The sequence below is a fragment of the Fretibacter rubidus genome, assembly GCF_041429785.1.
Classification (GTDB): domain Bacteria; phylum Pseudomonadota; class Alphaproteobacteria; order Caulobacterales; family Maricaulaceae; genus Fretibacter; species Fretibacter rubidus.
The window spans coordinates 2,391,119-2,411,251 of record NZ_CP163423.1 but is presented as its reverse complement, the minus strand read 5'-3'; the positions used below and the strand labels follow the sequence as shown (position 1 = coordinate 2,411,251).

General features: G+C 47.5%; 21 protein-coding genes. 20 read left to right on the top strand and 1 reads right to left on the bottom strand.

Going from position 1 to position 20,133, the window contains the following annotated elements; all coding sequences use genetic code 11:
- The first annotated feature begins 38 nt into the window (after positions 1 to 38).
- The gene (locus AB6B37_RS11145; RefSeq protein WP_371395875.1) at positions 39 to 3,491 is read left to right on the top strand and encodes a PAS-domain containing protein; all 3,453 of its coding nucleotides are present in this window, start codon (positions 39 to 41) and stop codon (positions 3,489 to 3,491) included.
- 2 nt (positions 3,492 to 3,493) lie between these two features.
- On the opposite strand, the gene AB6B37_RS11140 is transcribed toward AB6B37_RS11145, so the two are convergent.
- Positions 3,494 to 4,126 (bottom strand): response regulator transcription factor, encoded by a 633-nt coding sequence (locus AB6B37_RS11140; protein ID WP_371395873.1) that lies wholly within the window; start codon positions 4,124 to 4,126, stop codon positions 3,494 to 3,496.
- Positions 4,127 to 4,280: 154 nt separating this feature from the next.
- Here AB6B37_RS11140 and AB6B37_RS11135 point away from each other — a divergent pair, with 154 nt between their 5' ends.
- The 19 genes from AB6B37_RS11135 to AB6B37_RS11045 all read left to right on the top strand — a co-directional run bounded on the left by AB6B37_RS11135 (position 4,281) and on the right by AB6B37_RS11045 (position 20,132).
- The gene (locus tag AB6B37_RS11135) at positions 4,281 to 5,621 is read left to right on the top strand and encodes a DcaP family trimeric outer membrane transporter (RefSeq protein ID WP_371395872.1); all 1,341 of its coding nucleotides are present in this window, start codon (positions 4,281 to 4,283) and stop codon (positions 5,619 to 5,621) included.
- A gap of 21 nt (positions 5,622 to 5,642) precedes the next feature.
- Entirely contained in the window at positions 5,643 to 7,628 is a 1,986-nt protein-coding gene (gene acs / locus AB6B37_RS11130; protein ID WP_371395871.1) for an acetate--CoA ligase, read from the top strand.
- A gap of 471 nt (positions 7,629 to 8,099) precedes the next feature.
- On the top strand, positions 8,100 to 8,396 hold the full coding sequence (locus AB6B37_RS11125) for a LysM peptidoglycan-binding domain-containing protein (protein ID WP_371395870.1): 297 nt from the start codon (positions 8,100 to 8,102) through the stop codon (positions 8,394 to 8,396).
- 64 nt (positions 8,397 to 8,460) lie between these two features.
- Entirely contained in the window at positions 8,461 to 9,135 is a 675-nt protein-coding gene (locus tag AB6B37_RS11120; RefSeq protein ID WP_371395869.1) for a hypothetical protein, read from the top strand.
- Positions 9,136 to 9,343: 208 nt separating this feature from the next.
- A complete protein-coding gene (locus tag AB6B37_RS11115) occupies positions 9,344 to 10,054 on the top strand; it encodes a flagellar hook-basal body protein (protein WP_371395868.1) in 711 nt (236 codons plus the stop codon).
- Between the two features lie 37 nt (positions 10,055 to 10,091).
- The gene (locus tag AB6B37_RS11110; protein ID WP_371395867.1) at positions 10,092 to 10,862 is read left to right on the top strand and encodes a flagellar hook-basal body protein; all 771 of its coding nucleotides are present in this window, start codon (positions 10,092 to 10,094) and stop codon (positions 10,860 to 10,862) included.
- 32 nt (positions 10,863 to 10,894) lie between these two features.
- Positions 10,895 to 11,596, top strand: coding sequence for a hypothetical protein (locus AB6B37_RS11105; protein ID WP_371395866.1), 702 nt, complete (start codon positions 10,895 to 10,897; stop codon positions 11,594 to 11,596).
- Complete coding sequence (locus tag AB6B37_RS11100) at positions 11,596 to 12,180, top strand: flagellar basal body L-ring protein FlgH (RefSeq protein WP_371395865.1); 585 nt, start codon at positions 11,596 to 11,598, stop codon at positions 12,178 to 12,180. Before AB6B37_RS11105 ends, AB6B37_RS11100 begins: the two co-directional genes overlap by 1 nt.
- 2 nt (positions 12,181 to 12,182) lie before the next feature.
- Entirely contained in the window at positions 12,183 to 13,328 is a 1,146-nt protein-coding gene (locus AB6B37_RS11095) for a flagellar basal body P-ring protein FlgI (RefSeq protein WP_371395864.1), read from the top strand.
- Positions 13,329 to 13,337: 9 nt separating this feature from the next.
- The gene (locus tag AB6B37_RS11090; RefSeq protein ID WP_371395863.1) at positions 13,338 to 13,682 is read left to right on the top strand and encodes a flagellar basal body rod protein FlgB; all 345 of its coding nucleotides are present in this window, start codon (positions 13,338 to 13,340) and stop codon (positions 13,680 to 13,682) included.
- A 2-nt stretch (positions 13,683 to 13,684) separates the two neighbouring features.
- Positions 13,685 to 14,110 carry a flagellar basal body rod protein FlgC gene (gene flgC / locus AB6B37_RS11085; RefSeq protein ID WP_371395861.1) on the top strand — a complete coding sequence of 142 codons (426 nt, stop codon included), beginning with the start codon at positions 13,685 to 13,687 and terminating at the stop codon, positions 14,108 to 14,110.
- The gene (locus AB6B37_RS11080) at positions 14,110 to 14,436 is read left to right on the top strand and encodes a flagellar hook-basal body complex protein FliE (RefSeq protein WP_371395860.1); all 327 of its coding nucleotides are present in this window, start codon (positions 14,110 to 14,112) and stop codon (positions 14,434 to 14,436) included. The genes flgC and AB6B37_RS11080 overlap by 1 nt, the downstream gene beginning before the upstream one ends.
- A gap of 7 nt (positions 14,437 to 14,443) precedes the next feature.
- Entirely contained in the window at positions 14,444 to 15,691 is a 1,248-nt protein-coding gene (fliF, locus tag AB6B37_RS11075) for a flagellar basal-body MS-ring/collar protein FliF (RefSeq protein WP_371395859.1), read from the top strand.
- Entirely contained in the window at positions 15,684 to 16,127 is a 444-nt protein-coding gene (locus AB6B37_RS11070) for a hypothetical protein (RefSeq protein ID WP_371395858.1), read from the top strand. The genes fliF and AB6B37_RS11070 overlap by 8 nt, the downstream gene beginning before the upstream one ends.
- Positions 16,127 to 16,828: a hypothetical protein gene (locus AB6B37_RS11065; protein WP_371395857.1), complete on the top strand. Its 702-nt coding sequence runs from the start codon at positions 16,127 to 16,129 to the stop codon at positions 16,826 to 16,828. Before AB6B37_RS11070 ends, AB6B37_RS11065 begins: the two co-directional genes overlap by 1 nt.
- On the top strand, positions 16,825 to 18,168 hold the full coding sequence (locus AB6B37_RS11060) for a FliI/YscN family ATPase (RefSeq protein WP_371395856.1): 1,344 nt from the start codon (positions 16,825 to 16,827) through the stop codon (positions 18,166 to 18,168). The genes AB6B37_RS11065 and AB6B37_RS11060 overlap by 4 nt, the downstream gene beginning before the upstream one ends.
- Positions 18,161 to 18,610, top strand: a complete 450-nt coding sequence (locus AB6B37_RS11055) for a hypothetical protein (protein WP_371395855.1) — start codon at positions 18,161 to 18,163, stop codon at positions 18,608 to 18,610. The genes AB6B37_RS11060 and AB6B37_RS11055 overlap by 8 nt, the downstream gene beginning before the upstream one ends.
- The gene (locus AB6B37_RS11050) at positions 18,607 to 19,623 is read left to right on the top strand and encodes a hypothetical protein (protein ID WP_371395854.1); all 1,017 of its coding nucleotides are present in this window, start codon (positions 18,607 to 18,609) and stop codon (positions 19,621 to 19,623) included. The genes AB6B37_RS11055 and AB6B37_RS11050 overlap by 4 nt, the downstream gene beginning before the upstream one ends.
- The gene (locus AB6B37_RS11045) at positions 19,620 to 20,132 is read left to right on the top strand and encodes a flagellar hook assembly protein FlgD (RefSeq protein WP_371395853.1); all 513 of its coding nucleotides are present in this window, start codon (positions 19,620 to 19,622) and stop codon (positions 20,130 to 20,132) included. Before AB6B37_RS11050 ends, AB6B37_RS11045 begins: the two co-directional genes overlap by 4 nt.
- The last annotated feature ends 1 nt before the right edge of the window (position 20,133 follow it).

Below are 20,133 nucleotides of genomic sequence, written 5' to 3'. Positions count from 1 at the left end.
CCCTCTAATTAAGCATAGTCATAAGGCGAGGGTAAACTATGCCGTTATGGCTTATTATTATTGTAACAACAGCCTATGTTTTAGGGCTGTTCTTTATTGCGTGGACTGGTGACAAGGCTGCGAAAAATAATGAAGCTTTAGGCCGTTATAGCGGTATTGGATATGCGCTTGCGCTAGCCGTTTATTGCACGTCTTGGACCTATTTTGGGGCCGTTGGCACAGCCGCGTCAGCGGGATGGGACTACATCTGGATTTATGCCGGCCCGGCACTCGTATTTTTATGCTTTCCGCATGTCATCCGCAGGATTGGCGACATAGCGCAGCGCGAAAGCATTACCTCTCTCTCTGATTTTCTATCCGCGCGTTACGGCAAAAGCCGCGGCGTTGCGATACTGGCAACATGTGCCGCCGTCATGGGGAGCCTGCCCTATATTGCCCTTCAACTTAAATCAGTCGGCCTAAGCTTAAGCGCCATGACCGGACAGAGCGGACTGTCCAACGAAAGTGTTCTATTGACCGCCATAGCTATGGCCGTCTTTGCCATTTTGTTTGGGGCGCGGCATTCGGATGTGACGCAGCATAATCGCGGGTTGATGCGTGTGCTTGGATTTGAAGCTATTGTGAAATTATTGGCGTTGATGATGGTCTGCGCTCTGTCAATCGCGGTGATGGACGGTGGACCGACGACCCTGATGAGTAGAGCTGAAATCCACTTTGATGGTTATAGTATCTCGGGCCGGGCGATAACGATAATGTTTTTATCTATGGCGGCGATTATTTGTCTGCCGCGTCAGTTTCATGTGGCCATCATTGAACGTCGTGACAGTCAAGAAGTCAGTTGGGCGCGCTGGATATTTCCGCTTTATCTTTTGCTCACAAGCTTGGTCGTCGTCCCGATAACCATGGCTGGGTTATCTGTCCTATCCCCCGACGTATCGCCAGATTTATATGTGATCCAATTGCCGCTATCCCAAGGGGACGGACTGTTGGCCATGTTTGTGTTTCTGGGCGGTTTTTCCGCTGCAACAGGTATGGTGATTGTCGCCACGATTGCGCTGTCAACTATGGTCACCAATGATATTATTGTGCCCTATTTCATTGAGCGGGATACACTTACAAAGGGATCTGGTGATGGGGGCGCTAAACTTATTCTGATAAGGCGCGGTGTTATTGTTGCGTTGCTAATGCTGGCCTATTGTTATTACCGGCTTGCCGATGATAGTGCGGCTCTGGCCAATATTGGGCTGCTGTCATTCGCCGCCGCTGCACAATTTGCGCCCGCTCTGCTGGGGTCTATTTATTGGCGTCATGGCAAGAAGAACGGTGTGATTGTGGGCTTAGCGGCGGGTATGTGTCTTTGGGCGTTCACGATGTTTTTCCCAGCCGTTTTTGGCATCGACGCCGTGGCCTCTATTTTGCCAGAGATACTCAACCCACACGGCCTGTTCGGTATTAACTTTGGGGATAGTTTAACGCACGGCGTATTCTGGAGTTTAGGCATAAATATTGTCAGCTTTGTTCTTGTCTCTTGGGTTTCGACGGAGCGCCTACGCGACAGGGTTCAAGCGGTGGCATTCACAGCAGCTGGAACGGAGAAGATTGCCAGTGGCGTTAATCCAAACACAGAAATTACATCGGTGTCTCCTGATGGGCTCGCCGTATTAGCCGCACGTTTTTTAGAGGCTGAGGCCGTCTCTCATTCCTTTGAAAAATTTGGCAAAGATAGTGGTGCCAAAGTTTCAGGCACTGGCCCTGCAGATTGGCAATTAGTACAACATACGGAAAAGTTGCTTGCGCGGGCGATTGGCGCCTCATCAGCACGTGTCATTATGTCTTCGGTTTTGGCTGGTGTGAATGTTGAACTTGATGATCTGCTGACGATATTTGACCAAAAAAGTTACGCGGACCGCTTTGATCAACATATGTTGCAGTCGACGTTGGAAAATGTTTCCCAAGGCATTAGTGTTGTTGACGGCGATCAGAAATTAGTTGCGTGGAATGGAGCCTATATTGAGCTCTTTAATTATCCGCCTCAACTTGTGCATGTCGGCGCACCGATCCAAAATCTAATTGAGCATAACATTTCCACAGGATGGATAGAGGGCGACAACACACCTCATCAAGCGCGCAGGCGCGTCAATCATATGCGGGCGGGCAAGCCGCATATATATGAACGGCAAAATCCGGATGGGCGTTTTATTCGAATAACGGGCAGCCCTATGCCGGGCGGCGGCTATGTCACAACATTCACAGATATCACTGAGGATAAACGCCGAGAGAAAGCCTTGATAGAGGCCAATGAAACCTTGGAAGCGCGGGTTGCGAAACGCACAGAAGAGCTACAAGCGCTCACCCAAGATCTTGATAAAGCGCGCGAAGAAGCCGTTGGGGCGAATGCGTCTAAGACCCGGTTTTTGGCTGCGGCAAGCCATGACTTGCTACAACCGCTGAATGCGGCACGCCTATTTTTAGGCGCTGTAGACGGGGCTCCGGAGAACGCTGCGCTGCTAAAAAAAGCGGACCAGTCCATTCAGTCCGCGGATGAACTTCTTAAAGGTCTGCTGGATATTTCAAGGCTTGATCACTCAAATGTTAAAGCCCAGACGACAGACATAGCCTTAGGGCCATTATTTGAAGACCTGGTCGACGAGGCCGCCCCTATGGCGGCGAAGGCGGGATTAGACCTACGATTTGTACCGACCCGGTTAAGTGTGAAAGCTGATCCAGATTTTCTGCAAAGTATTGTCCGAAATTATCTTTCTAATGCGCGCCGCTATACCAAAGAGGGCGGGATTGTTCTTGGCGCGCGACGTCGCGATGGGCGTGTCGTAATTGAAGTGTGGGATAGTGGCCCCGGTATCGCGCCTGATAAATTAGACCAGATATTCGAAGAATTTCAAAGATTTGAAGATGTCGACAATTTAGGTATTCGCGGCGCGGGCCTTGGTTTGTCTGTCGCGCAGCGTATGGCTGAATTAATGGGCACGGCCTTAGACGTGAAATCAACATTTGGAAAAGGCAGTGTCTTTTCTGTTGCGTTTGAGCGCGCCAAAACGCAACCTGTGAGATTAAATGTCAACCCCGTTCAACCGCCGCCGCAAGGCCATGAGTTGGCGGGCCTAACGGTCTTATGTGTGGATGACGAGCTTACTATTCTAGACGCTATGACAGCGCTACTGTCGCGGTGGAATTGTACTGTGCTGACCTGTACAAATGGAGACGATGCGATTGAGCTTGCCCGTCATAATGACGTGGGTGCGATCATCGCCGATTTTCAGCTTGGACAAGAAGAAAACGGACTACACGTCATTGCACAGTTGCGGCCATATTTAGCACGCCCCGAAAATGTGTGCCTTCTATCTGCGCTCAAAACCAAAGATATTGAGCGGTATGCCGCTAATGATAATATTAGAATATTGAGCAAGCCAGCCAACCCTGAAGATATTCGGCAATTCCTGCTGACATGTCTGCCCAAAATCGCGGCAGAATAACTTTAAAGTCGCGTCGCATCCCTAAAGACGAGCAAAGCTTGTGTCCTGTTATTCGCGCCAAGTTTTCTGAATATTGCTGTCATATGCGCTTTCACAGTTGCCTCTGATATTCCCATTTCAAATGCGATTTGTTTATTTAGCAATCCTTCTGACAAGCAACTCATTACGCGGTGTTGGGCCGGAGTTAAGCTCGCAAGTTTTTCCGCTGCCGCACTGTTAGAACTGTCTTGATCTGAAGGCCCCTCTGGGAAAGCTTCTTCGCCCGCTAACACAGATTTAATCGCATCCGTAATGGCATCCAATGGACTGCTTTTGGGAATATAAGCTGAAGCCCCAAGCGACTTTGCTGTGCCGTAAGCCTGGGCTGTCTCTGTGGCAGACACAATAATGACGGGGACTAAAGCGTTTGCCGCTTTTATTCTAGATAGGCCTTCAAATCCTTGAGAGTCTGATAAGTTTAAATCTAACAAAACCAAGTTGAAATCCTCTGCCGTCAGACCATTAACCGCATCGGACACTGTGCTCACGCTCTTGATATCACGGGGCTTTATGGCTGACTTAATCAGAGCCACCTCAAGGGCGTCTCTGAAGAGTGGATGATCGTCAACGATTAAGACTTTGACATTGTCAGTCACTTTCACTCCCCTTGATTAGCTTTGCTAATTCTTCTTATTGCCAGCGGGCGGGCCGACGATGTCCGTCTATAAGACTTTCGTCTTAGCACCAATGGCTAATGGCGCCGTGACATTATTTACGAGACAAACTCTCCAAATAAAAGGGGAGAATTTAATGTACACTGTGCTCAAAATGACGTTTTTTGCGAGTCTAGCTTTATCAACCGCGCCTGCCGCGCTCGCGCAAAGCTCAACAATCGAAGCCCGACTGCAAGCCATGGAAAGTGAAATTGCGCTTTTAAAGGCGGAACTCGCCGCAGAAAAGGCCAAAGGCGAAAGCGATGTTATCCTGCTTGAGCAGAAAATCCAGCAACCCCTCCCAGTTGGTTCCGCTCAAGGCAATATCGAAAAGGCGGGCTTTCAAGTCGGTGACACAACGTTTCGTATTGGCGGATATGTCGACCTTGATACCCATGTGACACATCTCTCTGACGGAGCTATTGGCTCTAGTTCTATCGCGCGTGATTTTTATATTCCTAGCGTTACGCCTGTTGCCAATGGGGACGGGCAGGGGACAACGACAACCGACCTGACGGCGCAAGCCACACGCTTTTCGATTTCGGCACAGCGAGGTAGCGGTGCTGAGACAGCCACGGCCCATATCGAAATGGACTTCCTCGGCTCTCTGCAAGGCAATGAGCGCGTCTCTAACTCCTTCTCACCGCGTTTGCGTCGGGCTTATTTGGACTACAAAGGGTTCCGGATCGGCCAGGAATGGTCAACATTTCAAAATACATCGGCCATTCCAGAAAGTGCGAGCTTCCTCGTCCTGTCTGATGGGATGACATTTATGCGCCAACCTATGATCCGCTATACAAATGGTAATTTCCAATTTGCGCTAGAATCTGGCGACGCAACGATTACGCCCGCTGGCGGTTCAGGGCGTATTGAAGCCGATAGCAATGTTATCCCCGACGTTATTGCCCGCTATAATTTGAAAGGCGATTTCGGCAATATTTCATTGGCCGCGATTGGGCGCCAATTGCGCCTTGAAAGCGGTCTGACAGATGAATCGACTTTTGGCTTTGGGGTCAGTGCCTCTGGCCGTATTAATGTTGGCGAAAAAGGGGATATTCGATTCAATGCCATCGCCGGCGAAGGGCTAGGCCGTTATGTCGGGCTAAACGCGCTAAACGGCGCAGCATTTAATCCCATAACAGGCAATGTGGAGGCAATACCGTCTTATGGTGGCCTTATCGCCTATCGCCACCCCGTCAGCCAAACAGGACGCTTTAATATTGGATATTCAGCTTTATTGGCCGACAACCCGGATTTCTTGACCGCCCTCAATCCGCGCAGTACGAAAAGTGTACAATCGGCATATGCGGCTTATCTCTGGGATATCGCGCCAAAGATAACCGTCGGCATAGAAGGCCTTTACGGAATCAAAACACTGGAGGATGATAGTAGCGGAAATATTAGCCGCTTCACATTTTCCACAAAGTACAGCTTCTAATTACGCGATTAGGAGAGAAACATGAACCAGATGATAGGTGAGTTTAAAATGGATGACGTTGAGAAAATATATCCCGTGCCCGCAGATTTTGCGCGCAACGCTAATTTGACGCCAGAGCTTTACAAAGACATGTATGACCGATCGATCAATGACCCTGAAGGGTTCTGGTTTGAGCAAGGCCAGCGCCTGGACTGGATGAGCCCTTACACAAAGGCGAAAAATGTATCTTGGGAAGAGGGTGATTTTAATATTGAATGGTATGCTGATGGTGTTTTGAATGTGTCGGCCAATTGTCTTGACCGTCACCTTGAAACCCGCGGAGATAAGCCAGCCATTATTTGGGAGGGCGACAGCCCCGATGTCAGCCAAACTTTGACGTATACAGAGCTACACCGAGAGGTCTGCCGCTTTGCCAATGTCATGAAAAAACTGGGCGTTAAAAAAGGGGACCGCGTTACCATCTATATGCCGATGATTTTAGAAGCGTCTTTTGCCATGCTGGCGTGCGCGCGTATTGGTGCCGTCCATTCGGTAGTTTTTGGTGGCTTCTCACCGGACGCCCTAGCGGGACGCATTACAGATTGTGACAGCACATTTGTTATTACCGCGGATGAGGGCCTTCGCGGCACAAAAAGGATTCCGCTTAAAGATAATTGCGACGCGGCTTGCGACATTGCCGCCAAATCCGGTCAGCCTGTCAAAAATGTTCTCACTGTTCGTCACACAAGGGGGGATGTCAGCATGACAAAGGGGCGTGACGTCTGGCTGGATGAGGCTTTGAAAGATGTCTCGGATGATTGCCCGCCCGAGCCCATGAACGCTGAAGACCCCCTGTTTATTCTCTATACCAGCGGCTCAACGGGTAAGCCAAAAGGCGTATTGCATACAACAGGCGGTTATCTCGTCTGGGCCTCCATTACCCATGAATATGTGTTCGATTTGAAAGAAGATGATGTTTACTGGTGCAGCGCTGATGTGGGCTGGGTTACCGGGCATACTTATATCGTCTACGGCCCGCTTGCTAATGGCGCGACAACTGTGATGTTTGAGGGTGTACCGACCTATCCAGATGCTTCGCGTTTTTGGCAGGTCTGCGATAAACATAAAGTCTCGCTATTTTATACTGCACCAACGGCTATTCGTGCGCTGATGCGCGAGGGTGAAGATTATGTAAAAGTGACCAATCGCAGTTCACTTAGAATTCTGGGCACAGTCGGTGAGCCGATCAATCCCGAAGCGTGGGAATGGTATTTCCATGTCGTGGGAGAGGGACGCTGCCCCATCGTTGATACATGGTGGCAAACAGAAACAGGTGGTGCAATGATTGTGCCGCTGCCTGGAGCCACGGATATGAAACCAGGCGCGGGTAGCCACCCTTTCTTTGGCATTGTGCCAGAATTAGTGGATGCTGACGGGGTAACGCTGGAGGGGGCGACTGAGGGCAACCTCATCATCACAGAAAGTTGGCCTGGACAAATGCGCACGGTTTATGGCGATCATGACAGGTTTAAGCAGGCTTACTTTGAAGCCTATCCCGGTAATTATTTCACAGGTGATGGATGTCGCCGTGATAAGGACGGGTTTTACTGGATTACAGGTCGCGTGGATGACGTCATCAATGTGTCGGGTCACCGCATGGGCACGGCAGAGGTTGAGAGTGCACTCGTCAGCCATGACGCTGTCGCCGAAGCCGCCGTTGTCGGCTATCCGCATGACATTAAAGGACAAGGTATTTATGCTTACGTCACCGTACGGGCCGATGTCGAGGCGGACGAAGGGCTTTACAAGGACCTTATCAAACATGTTCGTGCAGAGATTGGCCCGATTGCAACACCAGACCTCATTCAATTTGCGCCGGGGCTGCCCAAAACCCGCTCAGGCAAAATTATGCGGCGCATCTTGCGCAAAATTGCAGAAAATGAGTTTGGAAATCTTGGTGATACGTCGACCTTGGCCGAGCCCGAAGTTGTCGATGACTTGATAGAGAACCGCCAAAATAAAGGGTAGATTGGACTTTAGCAGCTTACCTGATTATTCCGCGCTATGTAGATAGTAAGAGCGTCAGCGATAGGAATAGCTTTATTTAAATCTGCCTCTGTAACATTGCAAATACTGATGCCTGCATGTTCGGCACTACATCGCATATGTCAGCGATACAAATGATGATTTCAATACAATCGACCAGACGCATTTTTATTATAATGACTGCAATCAATTAATTCTTGCCAATATTAATGATGCAAGACGCTGCACTATAAACTCCAGTAAAGATCTAAGTGGTCAAATTATTGACAGTGACGAAAATGACTGGAAAAATGATGTTGGTGACCCGCGCATTATCCATTACCGTTTCGCAGGACAGGAATGGGCGTCAGCAGCAATAATAGTTACTTAGGCACCTTTACCGCAAACGATACTGCGCTGAATTGCCTTACAAATTCAGGTGCTACAAATTTTCGTACGAAAGAAGAGTATAAGATGGCCGATTTTGCATTTAACGGGGGGCAACGCAACGGCATTGCCTATCAGGATTTCGATCAAAGCTACCAACCGATTAATAGCTTTAATCACGGGAGTATCGGCGAACAATACACAGTGCGCAGCGGTGATAATCTGGCTTCAATCGCGGCAAATTTATATGGTGATGCAGCGCTGTGGTCTAAAATTACTGATGCCAATTGCATTGCGAGCGTTAGCACCGCTTTATTTGCTGGGCAGGCGCTCACGCTGCGTGCAGGCGTAGTGCGCAAGAGTCATGACGCCTCGACCTTTTAGCCCTATAACTCTGTGAATGCTATTGGCGATGTCAGCCCAACAATCCCGACGCCAAAAAGTAAGAATGCGGTATTTTGGACAAATTATACTTGCTATAGTTGCAGTCGTTGTAATATCGATCACAGGCGGGATTAGCGGCGCAGTGGCGAATTTTCTTGGTACGAGCGGGGCGCTTTCATCGGGTGTCAGTGCCACGACATCAGCCGCACTTAGTTCTATCACATCACAGGCTGAGGGCCTGGCAACGAGAATACAGTACCGTTTTGACTTTAAAGCCGTTGGGCTGTCTGTCTTAACCGCTGGGGTCTCTGGAGCAGGCGTCGGCGGCGCTGTTGCACGGCGATTGACGTCTTACACCTTTGGCCAAGTTGTGATTGGCGGGGCGGTGAATAATGCTGCGGGGCAAGGTCTTGGTATTATCACTGGGCTGCAATCTAAATTTACCTTTGCGGCTGTTGCGACGGCGGGTGTAGGTGCGGGTTCGGGTCACCTTGTCTCGCAATACGGAACAGCCAGTGCAATTAATAATGCCTTTGTGCGCAGTGTACCCGGTCGGGCTGGTCAGCAGCTGGGCGCCGTCTTTGGTGTGACAAGTATCTCACGCGCGGACGCTATTGCCAACGCCGCCACTCGCAGCGCGATTGATAGCAGTAACTTTGGCGACAACATCTGTCGGCCATTCCAGATGTCGTGGGGCAAGCGGTCGGCAATGCACTGGGCGGCATGGTGGACCTTATAACATGATCTGATTTCAAGAGCGTCTAATCAAGAAAGCCGCCAAAAATATTAAAAGTGTGATGTGGTGTATATTCACAACCCTGACGTCAAAAAGCACTTGTAAAAGTGTACTAAAAATTTCTATATAATTCAGAGAGTTAACGACCATTGTAGTGTTTTGATATTTTCAGGGCTTGCTAAAATTCCAAAAGACTGTCTTTGATACACGCATGGATGGTATAGTTCAAATCGGAGAATCGATGCTTACCGCATCGGAAAGACGACTGGAGGTCGTGTCCCACAACATTGCGAATACGGGCACTGCGGGGTACAAAGCCCAAATTTCTTTCTCCGAGGCTATGGCTAGTCAAGGCTTGAATGTTGAACGACAAATGTCGAGTGAACGTGCAACTAATTTCGCTCAAGGTCGCTTGTCACAAACAAACAGCCCACTCGATTTTGCAATATCAGGTAATGGTTTGTTTAAAGTTCGCAGCGGCGAGAGCATGTTTTACACGCGCCAAGGTAAGTTTCAAATGATTGAAGGTGGACGCCTCGCAACACCTCAAGGCATGATTTTACAAGCCGAAGATGGCGGCGATATTGTGCTAGGTACGCTTGCCGCACAAGTCGAACCTGACGGCACTATATTAGAAGATGGCATACCGACGAGCCGTATTGGCCTGTATGCACCTATCAGTTCAGAGGCTATGATATCTTTAGGGGGAACGATGTTCAGCGCGCCACAGGCAGCGATGGTTGAAGTATCGGAAGCGATCATCAGGCAAGGTATGACCGAGGCGTCTAACGTTACGGTCGCGGAGCAGATGACTTTGATGATGTCATCTATTCGAGAAGCTGAAACTGGGTCAAAGTTGGTTCAGACATATGACACATTAATAGGGCAAGCCATATCAACATTCGGACAAGGATCGCGATAAGGCAATATCATAAACGTGTCATTCACAGGGGGATGAAATGAACGGTGCATTTTATATTGGCGGGATAGGTTTGTCGTCACAGCAGCGCGCTTTGGACGTAATTGCAAACAACATTTCCAATATGAACACGCAAGGTTTCAAGCGTTCTGACGTGAGCTTTTCTGAAATTATCGCAGGGCGAACAAGTAGCACATCTGCTGCCGCGAATTTACAGTTCAACCCAAACGTTGCGGGTGTTTCGACCCAGGTCAACTTCAGCTTGTCAGAGCAAGGCGAAATTCAGACGACTAATCGGCCGCTAGATATTGCGATTAATGGCGACGGCTTCATTGAATTGATGGGACCGCGCGGCGAGAGCTATCTTTGGCGCGGTGGCTCCCTAAGTGTGAATGATGACGGTATGCTGATGGCAGATAACGGCATGGTGCTGCGCTCGCAAATTAATATTCCGCTTGATGCAAGAGCGATTGCTATCGATAATGAAGGCTTGGTAATGGCGCAGACCGACGGAGAAACTGATGCCGTTGAAATTGGTCAGATAATGATGGTGCGCCTTCAAAACAGTCAAGATATTGAGCGTATGGATGGTGGCCTTTACAAGTTAAATGACGATGCAAATTTGATTGATACAATGGCGGGTGAGGACGGAGCAGGCAGCTTTGTACAAGGGGCGATAGAGCGCTCTAATGTCGATTTGAATAATGAAATGGTTCAAATGATGATCGTACAGCGAGCCTATTCAGCGAATGCGCAAATTGTGCAAGCAGGTGATCAAATGATGGCCATCGCGAATAATTTGCGCAGATAAATTTTTACTTATACGATAAAAGAGGGGGAACTGTGATAGCAACATTTTTGATAACGGCAAGTGTCTCACTGGCCCTCAATGATACGCTTGATCTTGATAGAAACGACGTGCGTGTGAAAGACGTCGTTGATATGCGTAGCCTGTCACCGACACTCGCGTCTCGTATAAGCGATAAAGCAATTGCCACCCGTACTGGTTCTCAAGCTGTTATAAAATTAACCCGCAGTGATATCGCAGACCTTGTGCGAAAGCGGGTACCTGTACTATCGGATATTAAAACTTCCGAGCCCGATGATTTCATTAGCATTCATTTCCCTAAAATCGAGAAGAATATTAGCGATAGGACATTCAGTTGTTACGAATTAATGGGGTTCGTGCCAGAGGGAACGGCGTTGACGCGCGAAAATCTCCGCCCTGTTAGTTGCGATGCAAAACGTGAGAAGATTGCATTGAGATATGATAAGCCGACTCGCCTTGTTCGAACGATAGCCAATGCCAATGCTGGGCAGTACCTAGGCCGCGTCTCCGTCCCAAAAACAATGTTTGCGGACAAGGGTGACCCCCTTACGCTCCAAGTTATTATTGGCCCTGTTAAAATCGAAAAGAAAGTATGGGCATTACAGCCTGCTCACGCCGCTGATAAAATATTTGTTAAGGATAGAGAAGGCACCGTTTTGCGGGTTCCGGTGTTACCACGTAACCAAATGAGAACTGAACTAGGGGGCATCAACTAGTGGCCTACCGAAATTTAATTATTACGACTTTTGTGGCATTCAGTTTAGGCGCAGTGCAAACTGCAACTGCCGAAAACCTTTTTCGTGATAACAGCTGGGTGAACATGGGTGCTGACCGCAAGGCTTCACAGGTTGGTGATATCTTATCGGTTGTCGTTGCTGAAACGACTGAGGCGCGCAACTCTGCACGAAATTCAACGGATCGATCACGGGAAATAGGGGGCGGCATTAATGCCAGTGGTTTGAGCAAGTTTGGTAACCTTTCACTTGGCAGTAACTATGCGGGTCGTGGTGAGGTGCGCCGGAGCGAGAGTCTCCTAACGTCCATCAGCGTGTCGATCGACCAAGTGCTTCCGAATGGCGACTACCTTGTATCTGGCGAGCAACGCATGCACGTTAATGGTGAGTGGACAATAATCGGTGTGCGGGGTCGCATTCGCGAGGCCGATATTACAGCTGATAATCAGATATTGTCTAATCGCATCGCGAATGCTGAAATCAATTATAATGGCGAAGGCTTCGTGTCGCGTGGATCACGGCCGGGAATAATGAATTGGCTCTTCGGCGTTTTCGGGTTGGTATGAATATGAGCATTCTAACGAAAATAGTGCTAGCGACCCGGCTTTTGTGCGTAGGCATAACAGCTACGCTCTTCTGGTCACTGCCATTAGTTGCGTCAGCGCAGAATGTCGACGTCAAAGGATTAGGTCGATTTGAAGGATGGCGGGATAACGCGCTGATTGGATATGGTTTAGTGACGGGTCTGTCTGGTTCAGGCGATAGTCGCCGAAGTGGTGTGACCCGACAAACACTTCAGAATGTTTATAGCCGTTTGGGCGTGACGGTTGATCAAGCTGACATAAGTAGTCGCAATGTGGCCGTTGTTCTTGTCATGGGGACATTGCCCGCGTCAGCCAATATTGGTGATCGCATTAGCGTCACTGTGTCGTCTGCTGGCGATGCGCGCAGCCTCGCCGGTGGAACCCTATTGATGACACCACTCATGGGGCCTGATAAAAAAACATATGCTCTTGCACAGGGGCCATTAATTGTAGGCGGTTATAGTTTCGAGAGTGAGTCGAACCTACAGCAACGCAATTATCCAACAACAGCGCGCGTAGAGATGGGCGCGACAGTCGAGCGCCCTGTTAATGCAGAACTGTTGAAGAATGATGGCACTGTTTCCTTCCTTCTGAGTGAACCTAACTTTACGACATCGGAGCGTATTGCCTCTGCGGTGAACCGTAAATTCGGCACCAATAGAGCATACGCAGTTAGTGCCGATGAGGTGAATATTCGGTATACTGACGACCCAATAAGGTTAGCGAGTTTTATTTCTGATATTGAAAATTTGACAGTGCAGCCAGATCGGTTGCCACGTATCGTGATTAATGAACGCACGGGCACAGTCGTTGCTGGCGCGGATGTCATGCTTTCCAGCGTTGTCATCTCGCAAGGCGATATCCGAGTAACTGTCACGGCTGAAAACTTCGCGTCTCAACCAAGTTTTATCTCCGGGTTTGCAAACGATGTCAGCAGTTTGGTTGTTACGAACACGGATTTAAGTGTGGAGCAAGGCACTGATGACGTCGTGGCGTCATTTCCTAACACCAGTGTCGCTGATCTCGTTCAAGGGCTTGCGGAGGCGGGTGTAGATACGCGCCGTATGATTGGAATATTACAAGCGATGAAGCAAGCTGGTGCGCTACACTCTGAAATTATAATTCAATAGGAAAATGTGATGGATGCGATTTCTTCTGTTTTAATAGCCAAAGCCTTAGACGGATTATCCATGCGTCAGATGTTCAGCGCGCAAAATATCGCGAATGCGAATACGCCTGGTTATAAAGCCATAGAGGTCACATTCGAGAAGAGCCTGAAATTGGCGGCTGGGAAAGGTATAGAGTCGATTGAGAATCTTCGCCCTAAAACACAATATGCACAAACCGCAAGTGGATCGACTGAAATGCGCCTAGATATGGAATTAGCCAAGGCATCCCAGACTGCTATGCGGTACGGGGCATTAATTGATGTGCTGGGCAGGCAAATGGCCCTAGCGCGTACGGTCGTAAGTGGAGGGCAATAATCGTGGAAGCCTTAAAAATCAGTATGACAGGATTGGACGTTGAATGGCAACGATTGCAAGTCATTGCCCAAAACCTTGCCAATATTAATTCGACGCGAAACGAACTTGGAGAGGTCTATCGCCCCCAACGTCTTCTAAGTGGTCCCGATGTTACTTTCAGCACGCTCTTGCAAGGGGATAAAGCCGCTCAAAAGGCAACTGGTGTACGCGTGATGGGGGTAGAGAATACGCCGAATGGGGTTCGAGTTGCCTTTGAACCCAATCATCCGCATGCAGATGAAAATGGGATGGTTCAATACCCCAATGTTGATCACGCTGCTGAAATGACACAAATGATTAAAGCCTCACGGGTGTATGAAGCCAACCTCACGGCGATAAGTATTGCGCAACAAATGTACAATCGCGCACTAGATATGGGACGGGGATAATGAGCACGGGTATTGAAGCTATTGCTGCTATTGGAAAGACAGAGACTATTTCGACAATTGTCGACCCTAATGTGCTAAACGGTAGGGGAGCCGCCTCTACGCCTGAACTCGGTTTTGGAGATATGCTTGCGAATGGTTTGAAAAGCGTTGAACAGAAAATTGATATTGCAAATGCAAAAGTTCGAGATTTTTCAGTCGATGAAAACGTGCCAATTCATGAAGTCACGATTGCTTTGGAGGAAGCGCGTTTATCAGTCGAACTTGCCTTACAAGTTCGTACGCGCTTGGTCGAAGGTTATCGAGAAATAATGAATATGCAGCTTTAGGGCTCTGATGATGGCGAATTTGACAGAAAATGATATGAGCGCGAAAAAGCAGTTGCGAATAGTTGGCATTATTTTTGGTGTTGTAATTGTTCTGCTTGCTGTCGCCTATTTTCTTTTTCTTAGATTAAACTATGCAATACTCTACCAAGGGCTGCCAACGGCAGATGCTTCCGCAATTGTCGCAGAATTAAATGCTCGTGAAATCCGATACAAGCTCAGGAATGGCGGAAGAGACATTTTAGTGCCCGCTGTGGACGCTGACGCCATTCGGCTTGGTATATTAGATGCTGAAGCACCAACGAAAAAGCTAGATGGGTTTGAACTTTTCAATGACTCTGAAATGGGTTTGACAGATTTTGCTCAGAAAATAAAGTTCCAAAGGGCCCTTCAGGGTGAATTAGCGCGTACGATTATGATGATTGATGGCATTGAAAATGCACGAGTGCACATTGCCATTCCAGAACGTGTCTTGTTTCGTGGGTCTGAAACACCACCGACGGCAGCTGTTACAATCGTAAGCCGTAGTGGTAGCTTTGATGAGCAAACACGGATTGAAGGGATTCAAAGACTGGTAGCGGCCGCTGTACCAGATTTAGAGATTGAAAATGTTTCGGTTTTAAATTCAGCGGGTGAAATAATCAGCCCCGTTAAGACGCCAATCTCATCTGTACTGAGTGAATATGCAGAGATTGCGGCAGCGTACAAAGATCAAATTGATATTGGTCTTGCTATTGATCGACCAGCGTTGAATTATACCTTAAAAGTAGCTGTCAGACCTTTTCGTGTTTTGGTCGATACTGATATCAAAGAGACCACAGCGCCAAAACGTGATTACGTCTTAAGGGTTGTTTTAACCACTGACGAAGTCTTAGATGATGATGCCAAGTCTGAAATATCGTCAATCATATATCAAGCTGCGCAAATGGACTTAACCTTTGGCGACACTTTGACCTTTAAGGTGCGTGAACTTCCTCTCAATCTGAGCTTGGCGTCTGCAATGCAATCGACCGTTAGTCCGCCTTCACTCCCCTCGCGGAGCGGCCCACTAGATACTCCAAGCGATGGTGATCAGTCTTTAGTGAAGCCCTTACAGTTGCCGTTACTTGCTTTTTTTACTGTTTTATTGCTTGGATTAAGTGGGCTTGGTGCTTTTTTTATCTCCCGTCAGCATAGAAGCCTGCTTAACACAGAGGAACATATTGAATTCGCAAAACGGTTACGTTTACAGATGCACGAGGGAGAAGGAAGTGACTGACGTGACCCCTGAATTCTATGCGCTTTTGAAGGAATTTAAATCTCTCCCTAAAAAAGATCAAAAAGCAATCATAAGGCAAATGACGGGGCGTGACAAAGCTCTATTGAAAACGGCAACTACTGAAACGAAAACACTTGGCTTTGCCGACCATAGTAATGAAGATCATAATGATAAAGCGCGATCCGACAACGCGGTTGTATCGGAATTCAAATTTGATGGATTACCGACGTGGCTTTCAACGCTTGCAAAATCTGTAATTAATGGTCCTGTTGATGCTCTTGAATCAGTGGGAGTCACAGCTGCTGTGGCCGATATACTACCCAGCTGTTTAGAGGTAATTAATGTCGGGTCCGCAGTGTCTGCCGATTTGAGAAAGGAAGCTAAGACAAAAAGCTTTGGAAGCATTTTAACACGGATAAAAGGGGACAATAAGTAATGCCCTCAATTCTTAAGCAAGGGAAAAGTTCCAACGGTGAGACTGTCAAGCCACTTAAGTTCGGCATTGGCCCTGGCGAAGGAGGTCAAACGGCAAAAGACCGCCCCTTGCAGGCGGCCAGTAAAGAGAGTGTCAAAATAATTGCACTACAGGCCGAGGTGGAAAAGTTAAAATTAGATATTACCCAATTCAAAATTGAAGCAGAGCAAGCTGTTTCTGCTGCACGTGAGGGAGGCAGAAACGAGGCGACACAAGCTTTTGAAAAAAAATACGAAAAAGCGAATGAAGCACTGGGTCGAGGTATAGATAAAGGGCTTGAAAAGCTTGATGATCGCCTCTCCTCTCTTGATGGGTTGGCTCTGTTAATATCGCAAACTGTTTTGGAAAAATTCTTCTGCCCTAATCAAGATTACAAAGAGACGATAACGCGCATGATACGCAAGCAGTTAGAGGCTATCCGAAGGGAAACGGTAATGCATGTGCGTGTTAGTAGTGATGACTTTGATACGGACGAGTCTTTGGAAGACCTCGCTGTTGCATTGGACCTACGGTATACGGATATTAAAATCGGCGAGACTGTAAGACCTGGAGATTGCGTGATTGATTTGCGTTTAGGTCACGTAGAGCTTTCCCTAAAAAATCAATGGGATACAATTCAAACTCTTTTCAAGGATATGGCAAATGATGAGGGCGAAATATGAGGGTTCATCCCTATCTTATTAAAGTCAAAGCCATGCAAGCAGCCAACCTTGTCGGTTACGTTAAACGGGTGTCACCCGGATTTGTAGAGGCAAGCGGGCCTTTGTGCACAGTTGGTGATATTTGCGAAATTGATTGCAAAGTTAGCAGCTTCGATTCTAATGCGCTGACAGTATTGGCTGAAGTGGCATCCGTAGAGGAAGGTCGTACCGTTCTTATCCCTCTTAATCAGTCAGCGAATATATTGCCAGATTCACGTGTGCGTGTGCTTCCAAGCAATTATGAAGCCCCGGTTGGCGATGCGTTTGCGGGACGTTTAATTGACGCAATGGGTCAGGCTCTTGATGGTAAGAAAGAGGTTCTAAGCGAAAGTTCTTTGCCCATCTCAGGCACTGTTCTGAAACCTATGGATCGTTCTGAGCCAGGTGAAGTTGTTCAAACGGGTATTAAGGCTATTGATGGACTCCTGACAATCGGGAAAGGGCAGAGGCTGGGTGTGTTTGCCGCAAGTGGTGTTGGTAAGACAACGCTTATGGCGCAACTATCAAGGCAAGTTCAAGCGGATCGCTGTGTTATTTGTTTGGTTGGGGAGAGAGGCCGTGAAGTTGAAACTCTTTGGCGTAATATTTCTGAAAACCCTGATGAACTGAAACATTATACTTGCGTAGCAGCAACCTCCGATGTCAGCGCAGCGTTGCGCGCACGTGCTGTTTATCAAGCGCTTGCTTTGGCTGAATATTGGAGAGGCAGAGGTGAACACGTTTTGCTTTTGATTGATTCCGTAACAAGGTTTGCTATGGCGTTGCGAGAGATTGGCTTGGCAGCAGGTGCCCCCCCCACATTACGAGCATATACACCCAATGTGTTCGACGCACTTCCACGCATGGTTGAACGCTGCGGGAGTGCAAAATCAGGCGGCGCTATCACCGCGGTCATGACGGTCTTGAGTGAAACTGACGAAGTCGATGACCCGATTGTTGAGGTTATGAAATCACTACTAGACGGTCATATTGTTTTGTCACGTACATTGGCCGAGCAGGGTCATTTTCCAGCTGTAGATATAACAAAAAGTATTAGCCGACAGTCAGATAAACTAATGGATTCATCACACCTTAAGGCAGCGCGTCACATCATTGCGATGCTATCAGCATATGAGGAAGCAAAAGTTTTGATCGAAAGTGGTATTTACCAATCCGGTAGTAATTCACTAATAGATGACGCCATTTCGACAAAAAAAAATCTTAATCAGTTCTTGCAGCAAGGTGATTTGGAAACAACGCCGTTATCTTCGACCATAGCGGCGTTATTGTCTCTGTCACAGGACGGGGTGGCGAATGCTTAAGTCAAAAAAACTAAACCAACTCACACAGATAGCAAAAATCCGAGAGCTTGAAAAAACGCTTGCAGAGCAGGAATTACGTGACGCGAAGCATTCTGAAGCAGATTGTGATGATGTTCGTATGAAAGCCGTTGAGGCTGTAACAACAGCTCAAAAAATTTGGGAAGATAACGTCTTGGATAGGACTATTATTTGCGAGCATCTGAAATATTACTCTGATGACCTGGTCGCGAATATTGAGAAATCAACTCAGGCAACAGACGCTTATGAAGACGCTGTGAAGGTTTCAGAAAACAAATTGTCAGCTTTTCAAGTCTGTCAAATTATTACTGAGAAAATGGACGAGATGCAACGTAATATGCGTCGTAGCATTCAAAGAGATAAAGATGAGCGCGCGGTCAATGCGTTTGAAGAGCGTTTCTCTTACGATTGGGTTCAAAAATGATTGTGCTTAATCATAACACGGCTAGCTTGAAAGCAAGTATACCTAAATCACCCCCACAGGACACTGTGGCGTTATTTGACGGCAAGAACGATCAGAGTGTTTCCTTTGAAGAGGAATTGCTAAGAGCGATGAAGATGCCGTCTGCAGGCGAACAAACAGAAGTCTCACTTATTCAAATTGACGGTGAAAGAGCCGCAGAAACTTTGCGCATTGCCGATTTAGGAGGCAGCGTCGTTGATGTAAACGTAACCGTAAACTTTCTAGAAAACTATGGCGATATTAACGCTGCCAATGAAATGCTGATGCACAATACAATGGACAAGTTAGAAGCAGGTGTTATTCAACAGTTGTCTGGGTATGACGGTCTTGGTGTTGATACTAATCATTCCGCAGACCGATTTGATATGACGGGTGTGCTGGGGCATTGGAAAGCCATCGATTATGCGTCACGCATTACTGATTTTCAGCATTTAAATATTGAGCGGCAACAAACGAAAACATTACCGTTATCTACGCTCTTTGATGGCAACACCTCAGATTCGATAGTCAAAGCTATAACGGTTGTAAAACAAAACACACCTGTGACGTCTAAGGTGCGTAGTGCCGTCGTCAAAAGAGTCGGAAATTCAACACAAATAAATGTTCCACGGGCGAGTGCCTCTAAAAATAACCAGGCTGTAGATGGTGATTTGTCATCATTGTTAAATGATACACTCCAAGATTTTGGTGACGCAGCAGAGGTGTCCCAACGTCAAGCCGTAAAAGGACAAGTCAAGTCGATCACTAATTTGTTGGGATCACAGGCACAAACCCATCCGGTGTTTGTCGCGCTTTACTCCGTTGATAACGGACTGAAACTGATTGCGCGTGTTCAAGACATTACTCTTGGCGATCAAGAGATAATTCGTGATAATGCCCGCAAGCTTTTGGCGCAAAACGGACTCCCGAATGTTGATATACAAATCAATTTGGTAGGGAATAATCATCAGATGCAAAGTGGAAAGAGCTCGTGATAAAAATTCTCTTAAAGGTAATGATTGGTGCTGTTTTTGCCATTGGATCATGTAATTTGTCTTTTGCCCAAACGACTGATCCAACCACTGTATTACCCGATGAAGTGCAATCAGACAATGGTATTGCGACGGCTGCCAATACTGGGTTTGGCCTGGGATTTGAAGACCTGCTAAGCATCGTTCTAACGCAGTTAACATATCAAGATCCTTTAAAACCAATTGATAATTTTGAATTTGTATCTCAACTAGCTCAATTTTCTCAAATCCAACAAACGGAAACGATGAGCAACAGCCTGCAAGCCATTTTGCAATCCGAGTCGGTAAACCAAGCAGCAAGCCTGTTGGGCCGTGAGGTGGACATTCCAGCAGGCCCAACTGTTATCTCGGGCAAAGTTACGGCTATCTCTTTTGATCAAGGTGAACCAAGACTTACAATTACGACTGAGGATGACAGAACAATTAGTAACATCGGATTATCGAGTATTTCACAAGTGAGAATTGGAGAATAGT